Below are 16303 nucleotides of genomic sequence, written 5' to 3'. Positions count from 1 at the left end.
AAAAATTAAACAAAAGATTCCAATTCTTCTCTAAAAGAAACCACCATTTTATTCAATGCTTCCATATCAATTAAAAACGCATCATGTCCGTGAGTTGATTTAAGAATCCTCAATTGAGAATTAGGAATTAAATCTGTTAATTCTTGTTGTTCTACTGGAGGATAAAGAACATCAGAATCAATCGCTACAACTAAAGTCGGTTGTTTGATACTTCGCAAAACTGATTGATAATCTTTCCTATTCCAACTAACATCATGACTATCCATTGCATGAGTTAATGTAATATAAGTATTAGCATCAAAACGTTCTATTAGTTTTTGACCTTGATATTGTAAATAACTGGATATGGCAAACTGATTAGATTCATTCTGCTGTCTACCAAAACGATTTGTAAAACTCTCCCAATAACGATAGGTAATCATTGCCATCATCCTCGCTACTGCTAGTCCTTGATTCGGAGGTGCATCACTTGTATAGTTCCCATTTTGCCAATTTGGATCTGTATAAATTGCCTGTCTTTGGGCTTCACTCAAGCCAATAGACCATGCTGAATGTCTTCCAGGTGTAGCCATTGGTGAAATTGCTCTCACCTTTTCTGGATATAATAAAGCCCATTCTAAAACTTGCATTCCACCCAATGAACCGCCAATTACTAACTGTAGAGATTTAACTTCCAGGTATTCTAATAGTGCAGCTTGGAGGTTAACCATATCCCGAATTGTAATTCTGGGAAAAGATGCACCATAGACTTTTCTTGTATTTGGGTTAATAGAAGTAGGTCCAGTTGTACCGTAACAACTTCCTAAAATGTTGCTACACACGATAAAATCCTGATCAGGATCAAAGGATTTCCCAACACCAAACAAATCTCCCCACCAATCATCAGCATCAGCAGAACCAGTTAAAGCATGACAAATCAAGACTCCATTATCGCCGGTTGCGTTTAATTTTCCCCAGGTACGATAAGCAACCTGAACACCAATTAATACTTCACCAGATTCTAATGAAAATGGTGCTGACAATTGGTAAAATTCGGTTTTTGGCGAAATGAAGTCTAGGTATTTCATAAAAAAGGTGATTGGTAATTGGTAATCAATACTTTTCGGTTAAGCCCAAAACAACGAAATAACAAAAATCCTTAACCGAACAGTATTGAATTGGTAATTGGTAATTATTCTCTGTCACCTGTCACCTTCTTAAATGCCTGTTCAAAATCCTCCTTAATATCATCAATATGTTCAATTCCCACAGATACCCGCACTAAATCAGGTGTTACACCAGCCGAAATTTGTTCACTATCACTTAGCTGTTGATGAGTTGTAGAAGCAGGATGAATAACAAGGGTTTTTGCATCACCAACATTTGCTAAATGACTGGCTAATTTCACATTGCTAATAAAGGCTTTACCTGCTTCTAATCCACCTTTAATGCCAAAATTAAGAACTCCTCCAAAGCCATGTCGGAGATATTTTTTGGCGCGTTCATGATATGGATGATTAGGAAGTCCTGGATAATTAACCCATGCTACCTGCTCTTGTTGTTCTAACCACCGAGCTAATTCTAAAGCATTGTTGATATGACGTTCTACACGCAGGGAAAGGGTTTCTAATCCTTGCAGTAATAGAAAAGCATTAAATGGACTTAATGCTGCTCCTAAATCCCGTAATCCTTCGACTCTGGCGCGAATAATAAAAGCAATATTACCAAATTGACTACCTTTCCCAAATACTTCTTGAAAATTCAATCCATGATAACCGGGGGAAGGTTCGGTAAAGAGGGGAAATTTGCCATTACCCCAATCAAATTTACCAGAATCAACTATTACGCCGCCAATAGATGTACCATGACCACCTATCCATTTAGTGGCAGATTCAACAACAATATCAGCACCATGTTCTATTGGTCTAGCTAAATAACCACCAGCACCAAAGGTATTATCTACAATTAAAGGAATACCATTTTCATGGGCAATGTGAGCTAAAGCGGCAAAATCTGGAATGTTGAATTGCGGATTACCAATGGTTTCAACGTACAGGGCTTTGGTTTTTTCATCAATTGCTTGACGGAAATTTTCTGGATTATCTCCTTCCACAAATTTGACATTTATCCCTAATCGTGGTAGTGAAACTTTGAACTGGTTATAAGTTCCCCCATAGAGGAAACTGGTAGAAACAATATTATCTCCTGCTTGAGCGATCGTACTTATTGCTAAAAATTGCGCTGCTTGACCGCTTGCAGTAGCTAAAGCTGCTACACCCCCTTCTAAAGCCGCAATTCTTTTTTCAAAAACATCCGTTGTCGGATTCATGATCCGGGTATAAATGTTACCAAATTCCTGGAGAGCAAATAACCGCGCTCCATGTTCAGCATCATCAAAAACGTAGGAAGTGGTTTGATAAATTGGTACAGCGCGGGCATTAGTACCAGGTGCGGGTTCTTGTCCAGCATGGACTTGTAGGGTTTCAAAACGATAATTTTCTGACACAGGTAGTATTTAGGTAAGTTGATAAGCAGTATAAATTTCAGATGTAGTTTAGATGTAGAGACGTTCCATGGGTGGGGATTCTCGGCTCTACAAAGATTTTTACTCATACTCCATACTGTTTAAACCATTTCTGGAGACGTTGCCAACCATCTTTGGCTTCTTTTTCGCGGTAGGAAGGACGATAATCGGCAAAAAAGGCGTGAGGTGCATCAGGATAAACAATTATCTCCGATTTACTGCTGCTAAATTTGAGTTTTTCCCGTATTTGTTCTATTGTATCTAGTGGAATACCTGTATCTTTACCTCCATAGAGTCCCAACACGGGGACTTTGAGTTCAGCAGCAATATCAACAGGGTGTTTGGGCTGTAGTTCGGTAGCATTGCCTACTAATCTTCCGTACCAAGCTACTCCTGCTTTTACTTGAGAATTATGTGCAGAATATAACCAAGTGATTCGACCTCCCCAGCAAAAACCTGTAATTGCTAATTTATCAGCGTTACCTTTTGCTGATTTTACCCCCCAATCAACGGTAGCATCTAAATCTGATAATACTTGAGAGTCGGGAACTTTGGATGCAATGGCGCGAATTTCGTCAATGTTGCTTAATTTTGACACATCACCTTGACGGATAAATAGTTCAGGGGCGATCGCTAAATAGCCTAATTTAGCAAAGCGACGAACAACATCCTGTATATGTTCATGTACCCCAAATATTTCCTGAATTACCAACACAATCGGAAAATTTTCACCCTGATCAGGCTGCGCTCTGTAAGCTGGAATTTCCCCATCTTTGACGGGAATTTTCACCACTCCCGCAATTAATCCTTGAGTATCTGTAGAAATCACTTTGGCCAAAACAGGTTGCACTGCTACGGCAAACCCAGTTGTCAGAGCAGCTGTAGTCATAAATTCACGGCGTGTTATTTCTTTTAGCATCTTTAAACCATTTCAATATCATTAATTTTTGATTGATATTTAAGCCCCTCTCTGCGTCAAAGAGGGGTTGGTGAGAGATTAATCCAATTCAATTTAGCTTAGGAAAGCACTGGTTCTGCTGGCAATTTTTCTAATCCTTGCTTCAAGACGGTTGGTAATTCGCTATTAAACACCTCACCCTCAACAACTTGGGAACGGAAACCATTTACCCCAACGGGAATATCTCCTGTGATGGTGGTGCGATAGAGTACACGCTCTACCTCTATATGATCCAAATCCTGGGGAGCTAAATGCGCTGTCGCACGGTTATCCCAGAATGCTATATCACCGTTATTCCATCGGAAGCGGGTGGTGTAAGCAGGTTTAGTGATCTGATTAAAGAACAACTCCAGTAACAGGTCGCTTTCTTGTCTTGATACATCCAGAATATGGGAAGTAAAGCCTGGATTCACGTACAATGCGCGTTCACCTGTTTCTGGATGAACCCTGACTACTGGGTGAATTGAAACTATGGGATTGGCAGCAATGCGTTGGGCAAGCTTGCTGTTGCTGGGTATGTTTAACCGAGCATTAAAACGATGTTCTGCCTTTAATGTATCTGCTAATGCACGTAGAGGGGCTGATAAACCTTCGTAGGCTGCGACCAAATTTGTCCATTGGGTATCACCACCGAAACTGGGAACATTTACTGCACGCAATATTGAAGCCGCAGGTGGATTGATAGCTGCTGTTACATCGGTGTGCCAACGGCTTTCATAGCTGGAACGGCGCAAACCATTACGGCGTTCATAGCGGCTGCGGTCAATGGGCAGAATTTGCGAGAAGCCTTCAATTGGCTCATCTTCGTGGGGGTGAGCATAGGTTACTTCCCCAAACCGAGCAGTGAAGGCAATTTGGGCTGCATGATCAATGTTCTGACCACGAAAGAAAATTACTTTCCACTTCAATAGTGCTTCACGAATTTCTTTGACTGCTTCATCATGTAAAGGAGCAGAAAGGTCTACACCACTGATTTCAGCACCAATAAAACCAGCTACCTGTTTGACTTCAATGTGCTTATTACTCACGTGAGTTCTCCAGAATTTTATTTATAAGTCTGTCTTCGCACTTGTCAACTTTCTTTGGGATGTGTCTATGCCAACATACCAGAGGAAGCGATCGTAACTAAAAATCATTGTACAGTAAATTTATCAATTTACCGTATTATAAGAAATTTTTATTTAAAAAAATGTAAATAATATGCTTTTTATGCCAGTAAATATTGCCTAAAAATTATATTAAATGTAATTTATTTATCATTTTTGATACTGATGCTAAATACTTTGATATGGCTAAAAAAGATTGTCAGAAAATAAACTGCAAAATATTTTTACAACTATATTGATTATTATTGTGAATATTTTGTATTCATTATCACATAAATTTATTTTGCTGAATTACCCCATAAATTCAAAAAATCATTGATTAGTTTATCTAATAATTAGTTATACATATAATCAAGTGTTTTGACTCCACAGAGGATGGAAAAGCTAGATTTGCAGCCTATACGGGGTTTGATGACCCAACCAGCCCACCAGATGCCCCAGTGAGTATTGAGTTACAGACATTTGTTTTCTATTCTAAGTCTTAGAAAGCGATAATTAAAGGGTTAACTGCTGCATCTTCTCTTTTCTTTTAACAATTTTTCGAGACCTATTAAATGGGGGATGTGGCAACAAAAGCGATTTTGTTATCCTTTCTAAACCCAACTCTTTCGTTAACAGGACTTACGCAAAATATCTCTCAAAACCTCATTTCTCTGTGAACTCTGTGCCTCTGTGGTTCGTTTTTCAGTGACCTGCGCGTAAGTCCTAGTTAAATAAATGTGCTTCTTTGCATTTACTATTGCTCAGGAACATAACTTTATAACAATTAAAACTCCAAGTTGCCTGTACGGTATGGTGTATGAGACGCATTCCTATACTCTTTCTATTTATCTAGCTGCAACATCATAGACTTCTTTATGTAAATCCACCTCCACAAGATAAGGCTCAATCTGACGCTTAAATAAAAGCATTTCTCCCACTTCATTCTTTTTCAAATTCACATGACAAAACCACTCTTCGTCATTCTTATTTGGAAAATCTAAGCGATAATGATATAAACCCCAACGACTTTCTCGACGATATAAAGATGCTCGTGCCGCCATTTCTGCACAATCACGAATAAAATGTACTTCCATACATCGCATTAATTCATGAGGATCACGCGCTCCCATTTGGGCTAATATTTCATGATAACGTACAAAGTTATTTAACCCAATTTCCATTTTATTACCAGATTTTGGTGGTTGCAGGTAATCATTTACCAATCGGCGTAATTTATATTCAACTTGAGTATGGGGAATACCATTTGGTTGATTTAATGGCGCGTAAATTCTGGACTTTTCGGCTGCCAAAAAATCAGTATCAGGTTCTAAATGTCCTAAAGATTTAATATACTCAATGGCGTTTTCTCCTGCTAACCGACCAAAGACAAATGCACCAATCATATAATTATGAGGAACACTGGCCATATCTCCAGCTGCATAGAGTCCAGGTACTGTGGTTTCTGCTTTTTCATTTACCCACACACCAGAAGCACTATGTCCACTACATAATCCAATTTCTGAGATATTCATTTCTACGCCATGAGTACGGTAATTTTCACCTCTACCTTCATGAAAACGTTCTCTACTTGGTCGTTCATTTGCCCATAAAACAGACTCTATTTCAGAAATTGTATCCTCATCCAAATGAGTCATTTTCATTTGAATAGGTCCTTTACCAGAGTTTAATTCTTTCCAGATTTCTAGCATCATTTGTCCACTCCAATAATCACAATTAATAAAGCGGTTTCCTTCTGAGTTGGCGGTATATGCTCCATAGGGACCTGCAACATAGGCACAAGCAGGACCGTTATAATCTTTAATTAATGGGTTGATTTGGAAACATTCAATGTTACTTAATTCTGCTCCTGCATGATAAGCCATTGAATAACCATCTCCGGCATTTGTGGGGTTTTCATAAGTTCCATAAAGATAGCCAGATGCAGGTAAACCCAAACGTCCACAAGCACCTGTAGAAAGTATGACGGCTTTGGCTTGAATAACTACAAAATCACCACTCCGTACATCAAACCCAATTGCACCAATGGCTCTACCATTTTTTACTAATATTCTAGTTGCCATAACGCGGTTAGTTACTTTCACTTGATGACGTTTAACTTGGCGGGTAAGAATGGTTTTTAAGTCTTTACCTTCTGGCATGGGTAAGACATATTTACCTACCCGATGCACTTGTTTAACGTCATAATTCCCTTGGGGATCTTTTTGGAATTTAACACCCCATCTTTCTAGTTCTTGAATTGTTTCAAACCCTAATTTACCTGTTTGATAAACGGCTTTTTGGTGCAGAATACCATCGTTAGCAATGGTGACTTCGCGGACGTATTGTTCTGGGGTAGAATTGCCAGGAATGACGGCTGTATTTACTCCATCCATACCCATAGCGATCGCTCCACTGCGGCGAATATTCGCTTTTTCTAAAATTAATACCTCAGCATCGGGATTAGCTTGTTTAGCTTTAATCCCTGCCATTGTCCCCGCAGTACCACCACCAATTACTAAAATATCGGTTTTTAGCCATTGTGTCTTGATGTTTGTTGTCATATACAACTCTTTCAATAATTTAAAATGTATTTTTTTTCACGCAAAGGAGCAAAGAACGCACCAAAGAGTAAAAACAGATTTGAAAAAATAATTGATAATTAGTAATTTCTACATTACCAATTACCAATTACCAAATTACTTCTTGCCTTGCCAAACTATCTCCTTAACCTTGATTTGTTTAGGAATCAAGTTTATTTTATAGAAAGTATCAGCAATTTCTTGTTGTTTGGCAATTACATCATTTGTTAATGGAAAAATGCCATACTTGCGTCTTTTTTCTGCTACCTCTAATACAGCCGCATCTATACCCAATACAGGAGAAAGTAACTTTGCTACTTTAGGAGGATTCTTCTTTGCCCAATCACTGACTTTAGTTACCCCAGCCAAAACTGTCTTTAAAGCGGCTGGATTCTTTTCTACAAAGGATTTAGCAGCCAAGTAATAACCTCGATTGGGAGCTAGTCCGGTGGCATCTGTAAGAGTACGTGCGCCTGTGGCTTTTTGAGCAGCAGCTAAATAAGGATCCCAAACCGCCCAAGCATCAACATTTTTCCCTTCAAAAGCAGCACGGCCATCAGCAGGTGCGAGGAAAGTTGGCTTAATATCAGTGTATTTTAATCCGGCTTTTTCCAGTGCTTTGACTACCAAATAATTAACATTTGCTCCTTTCGCAAAAGCCACTTTTTTACCTTTGAGATCAGCTACATTTTTAATTGGTGAGTCTTTATGGACAAGAATTGCTTCCGCTTTAGGTCCATAAGGATCATAAGCAACATAAACAAATGGTGTACCTGCGGCTTGAGCAAATATAGGAGGTGCTTCTCCTGTGTAACCAAAGTCAATACTGCCAACATTTAAAGCTTCTAACATCGGCGGACCAGCAGGAAATTCAGTCCAGGTGACAGAACTACCAGAGGCTTTTAAGGCTTTTTCTAATTCTCCTTTTGCTTTGAGTGCGTATAGGATAGTTGCTGCTTTTTGATAGCCAATACGAATTACTCTCTTGCTACTATTATTTTGAGCGATTGTATTTGCATTAGCTTTCTGAATTGTCTCGCCATTATTGGTAACGTTAGGAGAAAAAACAAAAACAGCTAATGTTGAACCTAATCCAACTGTAAATAGTAAAGAAAAAGTGCGAATCTTCTGCTGACGATATTTTCTGAAAAAGGTGATTTTAGCTTCTAATCGTCGCAATAGAGGTAATTTAGTCAACATTACTCTGAGTTATTAGGGTGAATAGAATATTCAGACTTGATGTCAATTTATGATAAGACTACAGTATGTCAATCGAAATACCGTACTTTATAATATTACATAGAGGAAATTGAAATGCAAGCTTTTCTTTGAAAAAAGCAATTATTTGGTCAGTAAACATTTCATTTTGATTTTTTTATACTTTATTGCCGTGAGATGCTGAGAAAAAAGGAAGTACAAATAGATGATACAAATAGATGATCCCAATCTTTTACAACAAGAAGTTATCCAACTTCTTAAACAGGTAGTTGAACCCACCCTAAAAAATGACATTGTTAGTTTAGGAATGGTACGAAATCTACGGATAGTTGATCAGTATGTTTATCTGCGCCTGTATATAGGTTCTCTTCAAAAATACTTGGAAGCAGAGATAAAATCCGTTTTATCCTCACTGACCTGGTGCAAAAAAACTTATATCCAAATTTGTACAATTCCCAAGGTGAAAACAACTTTAGCTATATCTAGCGGTAAAGGAGGAGTTGGTAAATCCACGGTCGCAGTTAATTTAGCAGCAGCCTTGAGATTAACAGGAGCAAAGGTCGGGTTATTAGATGCTGATGTCTATGGACCAAATGTTCCTCAGATGTTGGGACTGGGAAAATCTGAAGTTACAGTTATTGATACTGCTAATGGTCAGAAATTTTTACCCTTAGAATCTTTAGGTATCAAAGTTATGTCAGTGGGATTATTGGCAGCGCCGGATCATCCCTTAGCATGGCGTGGACCAGTGTTACACAAAATTATTACTCAATTTATACATGATGTTCATTGGGGAGAACTGGATTATCTATTAATAGACTTACCTCCTGGTACTGGTGATGCCCAAATCACAATTATACAAGAAAGCCCGATTTGTGGTGTAATATTGGTAACAACACCTCAAGAAGTGGCTGTTGCTGATGTGCGTCGTAGTATCTATATGTTCCGCCAAGTGGGTGTTCCTGTTCTGGGTATTATCGAGAATATGAGCTACTTTATCACCGTAAATGGCGAAAAAACTCCCATTTTCGGGACTGGAGGAGGTGAGAAATTGTCGCATGAACTGCAAGCACCACTTTTAGGCAAAATTCCCCTCGATCCTCGGATCTGTAATGGTGGTGATACTGGTCAACCTCTTACCCTTGCTGATTCTAGTTCAACGACAAGTGAAATATTTATACAAATTGCAGCGGCATTGCAGTCTACTTTTCTTGCTTTTTCTAGTTATTTGTGAGATACTTAATTTCAATCTACGGTATTTTGACCAAAAAACCGTACTTGATAGATGTTTTAAGAGTCTTCTAAACCCACCCGCGTGGGTTTAGTCCCTGTAGACGCGGTTTTTAACTACCCAAGTTGGTAGTAGTTTAGACGTTGTAAACATCCTCCTAGAATCAGTTAATCATAATTAATGGGTTTACTATGGTAAGTAAATTAGAAGGTAAAGTCGCTATTATTACCGGAGCTTCTTCGGGAATTGGGGAAGCAACAGCGATCGCCCTAGCAGCAGAAGGAGCAAAGATAGTAATTGCGGCCAGAAGGGTAGAGCGTTTAGAAGCTGTAGCAAAACAGATTATAGATCATGGTGGACAAGCCTTATCTATTGTTTCAGATATTACCGATGAAGCTCAAGCTAAAAACGTGATACAAAAAGCTCATACAGAATTTGGACACATAGATATTTTAGTCAACAATGCGGGTATATCTTTTCCGGGGAGGATTGAAAATGCAGATCCCTCAAACTGGCGAAAAATGATTGATATCAATGTTTTAGCCTTAATGTACACAACTCACATAGCATTACCTATCTTTAAAGCGCAAAAATCGGGACATATCGTTAACATTTCCTCTGTAGCTGGCCGTATTGCTCGCGCGGGTATGGCTGGTTATAATGTAACCAAATGGGGGGTAAATGCCTTTTCGGAAGCCTTGAGACAGGAAGTATATCAAGATAATATCCGCGTTACTATCATCGAGCCTGGGTTAGTAGAAACAGAAATTGATCAGCATATTACCGATGTAGTCGCAAAGCAGGAAATTGAAGCCAGACGGAAAGCAATTACACCATTACAAAGTCAAGATATAGCAGCAGCAATAGTTTATGCTGTTAGCCAGCCACAGCACGTTAATTTGACATACTCACCTGCCTGAAGGCGAGGTGATTCTTGACGCTTCACCGACTGATGCTACCGAGGTAGTCTTACTCTGTCTCTGCGCCCGTTTAGAGTCGTGGCAATGCCCTATCCCGACTTTATTTATATTTTTTGCGGCGTTTTCATCTCGGTCGTGTTCAGTCCCACAATTTAGGCACTTAACCGACCGAATTTTTAAATCAAGTTTCCCCCATTTGTAGCCACATTCAGAGCAAATTTGGCTAGTCGCTTCCCATCTACTAATAACACGAAAATCCCTGTTGAATTTTTGCGATTTAGCTTCACATAAAGTCCGAAACTCTCTCCATCCCTGAAGACTAATTGACCTGGCAAGTTTACGATTTTTAACCATACCCGATACATGAAGGTCTTCCAAAACAATAACTTGGTTTTCGCTAATTATTTTGGTGGATAGTTTATGCAAAAAGTCTTTCCGGGTATCGGTGATTCGATTATGCAGTTTCGCAATTTTAATTCGGGTTTTATTTCTTCGTTGTGAGTCTTTGGGTTGCCTTGCTAGTTTTTTCTGGAGTTTACGAATCTTCCTGTCTAATTTTGAGTAATCAGGGCTTTGGGCTTTTTCTCCATTACTCATGACAGCAAAAGTTTTTATCCCCAAATCAATACCGATACTTTGGTTTTTAGCATCAATATTTACGGGTTCAACTTCTACTACAAAACTGAGAAAATAACGGTTAGCACAATCCTTGATTACTGTTACAGAGCTAGGAGCAGAGGGTAAATTTCTTGACCAAATCGGGCTAACGTTACCAATCTTGGCTAGATAAACCTCATCCCCTTTGATTGAAAACCCACCAATTCTAAATCGTGCTGATTGTTGATTTGTCTTCTTTTTAAATCTAGGAGTACCAACTTTTTTACCTTTTCGTTTACCTTTAAGAGAATCGAAAAAGTTTTTATATGCTATCCCTAAATCTGCAACTGATTGTTGCAAAGGAATATTAGAAACCTCGGACAACCATTGCCGCTCAATAGTTTTTTTCGCTTGAGTAATAACTAATTTTTGTAAGTCGTTGTTGCTTGGCAATTTCTCTACTTGCTTGCAAATAGCCAGAGCATCATTCCAAACGACACGAACGCAACCAAACAACTGAGCTAAAAGCTTTTGCTGTTGGTCTGTCGGGTAGAAACGGAATTGATATCTGGCTTTCATCGTTAATGCTATAATTGGGCTGTAAATTAATTATATATTGGTCTGCACAAAATGGCAAGTCCCCTTAGAAGAGAAAGACACAGCGTTACAGACTTAAAGATTCATTTGGTCTGTGTTACGAAATATCGTCGGGCTGTGTTTACTGGTGAAAGCCTTGATTTGATTGAAAAAACATTTCGTGAGGTGTCCGAAAAAATGAATTTTAAAGTGCTTGAATTTAACGGTGAAGGGAATCACGTCCATACACTGATTGAATATCCTCCTAAATTATCTGTTTCTCAAATAGTAAATGCTTTAAAAGGCGTGTCTAGCCGCAGGTATGGACAAGCCGGATATAAAAAACCCCACGAAGAATCTTTATGGAGTCCCAGTTATTTTGCTATTTCAGTTGGTGGTGCGCCACTAGAAATATTGAAAGAGTATATCAAGAATCAAGAAAAGCCGTCCTAGAAGGACGGGGCTTGTGTCCCGTCTTTTCGGTCAATGAGATATTAATTCGTCCAACTCAACAAGATCGGTAATTACAGCAGATTTTAACTTTGTGAGGCTGTATCATGATCATACCGAAAAATAGGTAATATTAATGTTAAAAAAAAATAGAACATCATTGAAAAAAAGCAACAAAATACTTGCTGTTTTGGAAGTTTCTTCGCCAATTAAATCACCCAATTTATTTGGTTTTTTGATTGGAGAAAGCGTATCTTTTTTTGGCTCTTGGATGACACAAATCGCCTTAGTATGGCTGGTTTATCAATTAACAAATTCACCTATGTTAGTTGGTGTAGCTGGTTTTAGCAATCAAGCTATGGGTTTAGTTATTACACCATTAGTGGGAGTATTATTAGATAGATGGAATTTAAGATATGTTCTATTAACTACTCAAATAGTTTCTATATTTTTATCTTCATTACTGACTTTTTTAACTGTTAGTAATCAGATAAATTTTATAGATATTATGATCATTGGTACTCTTCAAGGAATAGGCTAGGGAAAAGTATCCTAATGTGATTCATCATATTTATGGCATTAATGAAACGGGAGTTAGTGGCAGAATATGATTGAGGGCAGATTTTTGTCTGAATCAGGATATCCAGGATTTAAGGATTTACAGGATTTTTAAGAATTTTAAAAATGTAAAAATTAAGCTGACCTTTGCTAAAATAGGCATGATTGAGAGCTAAACTGTAGCTAGACCAAAATTAAGCAACGAGAAACTAAAATGTCACTTGACACCTATCTTGACAAAGCGATCGCCGATGGACACGCAGAAATTAAAGGGGAAGGTAAAAAAGAACGTATTTATTACCTTGCTGCCGATCATTCTGAGCGTTGGTCTGATCCTGAAGAGAAGATTAGGGCTGAATTTTGGGCTGAATTAATTTATAAGTATGAATATAATCCTAAATTGATCAAATTTGAGGTCAAAGTACCTCGGCGGACTCCTAATGATCTGGCGGATATAGTAATTTACAAGGATGAGGAATGCAAAGATCCTTATTTTGTCTTTGAGATTAAGCGATCGGATATTAGTGATGCTGAGTTTGCCCAATCCATTGAACAGGCTTGTGGCAATCGTGCTAGTTTAGGTGCGCCTTTTTGTGGATCAATCGCAGGTTTAACCCGTCGCTTACTGCGCTTTGACGATAAGCAAAAGTATCCATCAATGGAGCGCGATCGCAACCATTTAACGGATATTCCTAAGCGGTTTGGTAAGCCTCCTGAATGGAGATTTTATAAAAATAAGGAGGGACAAGATTTAAAAGCTGTCCCCCGTGAAGAATTACGTTCTGCTATTCGCAAATGTCATCAGACGCTTTGGGAAGGAGGTCGTCGCAGTCCAATAGATGCGTTTAGTGAATTTTGTAAGTTAATATTTGTCAAATATCGTGATGAAAAAAACCCTGATATTGAAGACGGACAGCCTTATTCGTTTCAGCGTCGAAGTGAAGAAAAAAGTGAAGATTTAGCTCATAGAATTCAGCGATTATATAAAATCGAGCAAGACAAAGAGCCAGGGGTTTTTACTGATGAAATCAATATTGATCCACCTGTATTTGCTCAAGTGGTGGAACATTTAGAAGCGTTATCTCTTGATCGGACTGAACTGGATACCAAGGGAGTTGCTTTTGAAGAATTTATGGGTGCATTCTTTAAAGCTGAGTTTGGTCAATATTTTACTCCCCGTGAATTGATTGCGTTTTCAATCGAGCTATTGAATCCAGAGCGTAAGCATCTAGTTCTCGATCCTGCTTGTGGTTCGGGAGGTTTTTTACTTTATGCCCTTGATCATATTCGGCGTGAGGCAAATCGACGTTATCCTAACCACAAAACTAATGCTCGTGAGGGAATCAGTCACTACAAACATTGGCATGATTTTGCAGAGCATAATCTATTTGGGATTGAAATCAGTGAAGGTTTATCTCGTGTTGCGAAGATGAATATGATTATTCATGATGATGGTCATACTAATATTGTTCGTGAAGATGCTCTTAATTTTTTGACTAAGCTAACTGCGGAGAAACCTGAACTTATACCCAATAAATTTGATTTAATTTTGACTAATCCGCCTTTTGGATCAGTTGTGAAACAAACAGAGAAAGGTGATGGTTATTTAGAACAGTTTGATTTACGGCACTATTTGAATAAGGCGACAACGGATACAGAGCCAGATGAATCTACCCAAAGTGAACGCAATGCGAAACGGGGTGCAAAAGCGGTTAAAGCAAGGACTAGCATTAAAACGGAAATTCTTTTTATTGAGCGAGTTTGGTCGTATCTCAAGCCAAAGGAAGGACGGGCGGCGATTATTTTACCTGATGGGATTTTAACAAATTCTTCTTTGCAAGGGGTAAGAGATTGGATGCTTTCCCATTTCCAAATTTTGGCGGTGGTGAGTTTGCCTCAGTTTGCTTTTGCTTATTATGATGCGGGGGTAAAAGCGAGTATTGTTTTCTTGAGAAAGTTAGGTGATGGTGAGGTTGTGCCTGATGATCAGCCGATTTTTATGGCTTTGGCGGAAAATATTGGCTATGACGCAACGGGACGGAAGACTTTTAATGTAACGGTTGAGAGTGAAACGCCTGAACGGGAAAAGATTGAACGCCATAGTTGCGATCTGTTTGACTATCGGGTTTATTTTGAGTGGAATACGTCTAATCCCAAGGAAGCGGGATGGAGTGAGCGTTATCGGGAGATTATTTCTGATACTGGTTTAGTAGCTCAGTGGCGAGAGTTTCAAAGAGATCCTTCACCTTTTTTCGCCTAAGCCCCGATAGTTCAAATAATATTTGTTTTGCAATGAATCGGGGCGATCTTAAAGATAGACTAGACGCAAAATATTTTGCTTTGCGTGAAGATTTAGAATCTTTTAAATATCCGTTAAAAAAATTAGGAGAATTAGTTATTCAAGAACCTGACTATGGTGCAACATCTCGCGCAGTTTCTCGAATTAGCAACCAACAACCTCGGTATATAAGAATCACGGATTTTGGGGAGGATGGGATTGAATCAAATCATGAGTTTCTAACGGCTGATCCCATTGACTGGGATCATGAATTGTTAAAAGATGATTTGTTGTTTGCTCGTAGTGGTGCAACAGTTGGCAAAACTTATATTCATGAAGATATTACTGAGTCAGCTATCTTTGCTGGCTATTGTATTCGATTTAGATTTGATACACAGAAAGTTATTCCAAAATTTGTTTACTACTTTACGAAGATAGATATTTACAGCCGATGGGTAATGGCAATTCAACGACCTTCTGGACAGCCAAACATTAATAAGGAAGAGTTCAAAAATTTAATCATTCCAGTTCCATTACAAATAAGCAAACAAATCGAGTTGGTTGCTGCTATGGATGAGGCGCGATCGCAGCGAAAACAAAAATTAGCGGAAGCCGATGCTCTTCTCTCTAGCCTTGATGATTATCTGTTAAATACTCTCGAACTAGAACCACCCGTTAAAGATGATCGAAAAGTATTTGCAATCAGTTTGCAAGATGTTAAATCACAAGGACGATTAAATTCAGACTACTTTCATCCCGAAAGGATATTAGCTTTACGAGCGATGATTACTGCTGCGGAAACAATCAACTGTGAAAAACTTGAACGTATTGTAGATTTTGTACGCGAAAAAATTAAAAAACCTTCAGAAAATTATTTAGGATTGGCTCATGTGCAAAGCAACACAGGCGAACTTACCAATGTTGATGATATGGCTACAGGAGATTGTTTTACATTCCAAGCTGATGATGTTCTCTTTGCTAGATTAAGACCTTATTTAAACAAGGTTTATTGTGCTGAGATGGATGGTTGTTGTTCTCCTGAGTTTCACGTTTTAAGAATTTATGATAAAAACTTGATTCTTCCTAACTATCTAGCTGTTATTTTGAGAAGTCGCTTAATACTTGCTCAAACTATTCACATGATGACAGGAAATACTCACCCAAGACTAACTAATGATGATGTGACAAATCTTTTAATTCCTATTCCTAAGATCGAAACTCAAGAAGAAATTTCACAAGAAGTAAAACGCCGCAAATCCGAAGCCCAACGCCTACGCTCCGAAGCAGAAACAGGATGGCAAGCCGCCAAACAATGGTTTGAAGAACAACTACTAGGAGGTAGCTGAT

General features: G+C 38.5%; 13 protein-coding genes and 1 pseudogene. 7 read left to right on the top strand and 7 right to left on the bottom strand.

The genetic code is table 11. The features are described from left to right. Positions 1 to 5 precede the first annotated feature (5 nt). From metX to H6G25_RS11815, 4 genes are all read right to left on the bottom strand, one after another. A complete protein-coding gene (gene metX, locus H6G25_RS11830; protein ID WP_190392655.1) occupies positions 6 to 1067 on the bottom strand; it encodes a homoserine O-acetyltransferase in 1062 nt (353 codons plus the stop codon). A 104-nt stretch (positions 1068 to 1171) separates the two neighbouring features. After that, positions 1172 to 2485, bottom strand: a complete 1314-nt coding sequence (locus tag H6G25_RS11825; protein ID WP_190392654.1) for an aminotransferase class I/II-fold pyridoxal phosphate-dependent enzyme — start codon at positions 2483 to 2485, stop codon at positions 1172 to 1174. Between the two features lie 103 nt (positions 2486 to 2588). Then, the gene (locus H6G25_RS11820) at positions 2589 to 3422 is read right to left on the bottom strand and encodes a dienelactone hydrolase family protein (RefSeq protein ID WP_190392653.1); all 834 of its coding nucleotides are present in this window, start codon (positions 3420 to 3422) and stop codon (positions 2589 to 2591) included. 98 nt (positions 3423 to 3520) lie between these two features. After that, positions 3521 to 4489, bottom strand: coding sequence for a TauD/TfdA family dioxygenase (locus H6G25_RS11815; protein ID WP_190392652.1), 969 nt, complete (start codon positions 4487 to 4489; stop codon positions 3521 to 3523). A gap of 428 nt (positions 4490 to 4917) precedes the next feature. On the opposite strand from H6G25_RS11815, the pseudogene H6G25_RS21185 reads away from it, so the two are divergent. Then, positions 4918 to 5052 (top strand): annotated as a pseudogene (locus tag H6G25_RS21185) (methyltransferase); the annotation flags it as partial. A 342-nt stretch (positions 5053 to 5394) separates the two neighbouring features. Here H6G25_RS21185 and H6G25_RS11810 read toward each other — a convergent pair. Together H6G25_RS11810 and H6G25_RS11805 are read right to left on the bottom strand one after the other, a co-directional pair. Then, positions 5395 to 7110 carry a fumarate reductase/succinate dehydrogenase flavoprotein subunit gene (locus H6G25_RS11810; RefSeq protein WP_190392651.1) on the bottom strand — a complete coding sequence of 572 codons (1716 nt, stop codon included), beginning with the start codon at positions 7108 to 7110 and terminating at the stop codon, positions 5395 to 5397. Between the two features lie 135 nt (positions 7111 to 7245). Further along, positions 7246 to 8328, bottom strand: a complete 1083-nt coding sequence (locus tag H6G25_RS11805) for a sulfonate ABC transporter substrate-binding protein (RefSeq protein WP_190392650.1) — start codon at positions 8326 to 8328, stop codon at positions 7246 to 7248. Between the two features lie 223 nt (positions 8329 to 8551). Here H6G25_RS11805 and H6G25_RS11800 point away from each other — a divergent pair, with 223 nt between their 5' ends. Both H6G25_RS11800 and H6G25_RS11795 read left to right on the top strand, forming a co-directional pair. After that, positions 8552 to 9580 (top strand): Mrp/NBP35 family ATP-binding protein, encoded by a 1029-nt coding sequence (locus H6G25_RS11800; RefSeq protein ID WP_190392649.1) that lies wholly within the window; start codon positions 8552 to 8554, stop codon positions 9578 to 9580. A 188-nt stretch (positions 9581 to 9768) separates the two neighbouring features. Then, entirely contained in the window at positions 9769 to 10497 is a 729-nt protein-coding gene (locus tag H6G25_RS11795) for an SDR family NAD(P)-dependent oxidoreductase (RefSeq protein ID WP_190392648.1), read from the top strand. Here H6G25_RS11795 and H6G25_RS11790 read toward each other — a convergent pair. Next, positions 10486 to 11673 (bottom strand): RNA-guided endonuclease TnpB family protein, encoded by a 1188-nt coding sequence (locus H6G25_RS11790; protein WP_190392647.1) that lies wholly within the window; start codon positions 11671 to 11673, stop codon positions 10486 to 10488. The genes H6G25_RS11795 and H6G25_RS11790 overlap by 12 nt on opposite strands. Before the next feature lie 51 nt (positions 11674 to 11724). Here H6G25_RS11790 and tnpA point away from each other — a divergent pair, with 51 nt between their 5' ends. From tnpA to H6G25_RS11770, 4 genes are all read left to right on the top strand, one after another. Beyond that, a complete protein-coding gene (tnpA, locus tag H6G25_RS11785; RefSeq protein WP_028090809.1) occupies positions 11725 to 12123 on the top strand; it encodes an IS200/IS605 family transposase in 399 nt (132 codons plus the stop codon). A 157-nt stretch (positions 12124 to 12280) separates the two neighbouring features. Continuing rightward, positions 12281 to 12661 carry an MFS transporter gene (locus tag H6G25_RS11780; RefSeq protein WP_242034942.1) on the top strand — a complete coding sequence of 127 codons (381 nt, stop codon included), beginning with the start codon at positions 12281 to 12283 and terminating at the stop codon, positions 12659 to 12661. 231 nt (positions 12662 to 12892) lie between these two features. Further along, on the top strand, positions 12893 to 14938 hold the full coding sequence (locus tag H6G25_RS11775) for an N-6 DNA methylase (RefSeq protein ID WP_190392646.1): 2046 nt from the start codon (positions 12893 to 12895) through the stop codon (positions 14936 to 14938). A 32-nt stretch (positions 14939 to 14970) separates the two neighbouring features. Further along, entirely contained in the window at positions 14971 to 16302 is a 1332-nt protein-coding gene (locus H6G25_RS11770) for a restriction endonuclease subunit S (protein ID WP_190392645.1), read from the top strand. Position 16303: the final 1 nt, after the last annotated feature.

Origin of the sequence: Dolichospermum sp. FACHB-1091 (assembly GCF_014697585.1) — a bacterium.
GTDB lineage: Bacteria > Cyanobacteriota > Cyanobacteriia > Cyanobacteriales > Nostocaceae > Dolichospermum.
This window is presented reverse-complemented; position numbering and strand designations above follow the sequence as displayed.

Bases quoted from the DNA above. Each gene is read 5' to 3' on its own strand.
- H6G25_RS11810 (WP_190392651.1), bottom strand. From the start codon at position 7,110: ATGACAACAAACATCAAGACACAATGGCTAAAAACCGATATTTTAGTA.
- H6G25_RS11805 (WP_190392650.1), bottom strand. From the start codon at position 8,328: ATGTTGACTAAATTACCTCTATTGCGACGATTAGAAGCTAAAATCACC.
- H6G25_RS11770 (WP_190392645.1), top strand. From the start codon at position 14,971: ATGAATCGGGGCGATCTTAAAGATAGACTAGACGCAAAATATTTTGCT.
- H6G25_RS11795 (WP_190392648.1), top strand. From the start codon at position 9,769: ATGGTAAGTAAATTAGAAGGTAAAGTCGCTATTATTACCGGAGCTTCT.
- H6G25_RS11800 (WP_190392649.1), top strand. From the start codon at position 8,552: ATGATACAAATAGATGATCCCAATCTTTTACAACAAGAAGTTATCCAA.
- H6G25_RS11790 (WP_190392647.1), bottom strand. From the start codon at position 11,673: ATGAAAGCCAGATATCAATTCCGTTTCTACCCGACAGACCAACAGCAA.
- tnpA (WP_028090809.1), top strand. From the start codon at position 11,725: ATGGCAAGTCCCCTTAGAAGAGAAAGACACAGCGTTACAGACTTAAAG.
- H6G25_RS11775 (WP_190392646.1), top strand. From the start codon at position 12,893: ATGTCACTTGACACCTATCTTGACAAAGCGATCGCCGATGGACACGCA.
- H6G25_RS11820 (WP_190392653.1), bottom strand. From the start codon at position 3,422: ATGCTAAAAGAAATAACACGCCGTGAATTTATGACTACAGCTGCTCTG.
- metX (WP_190392655.1), bottom strand. From the start codon at position 1,067: ATGAAATACCTAGACTTCATTTCGCCAAAAACCGAATTTTACCAATTG.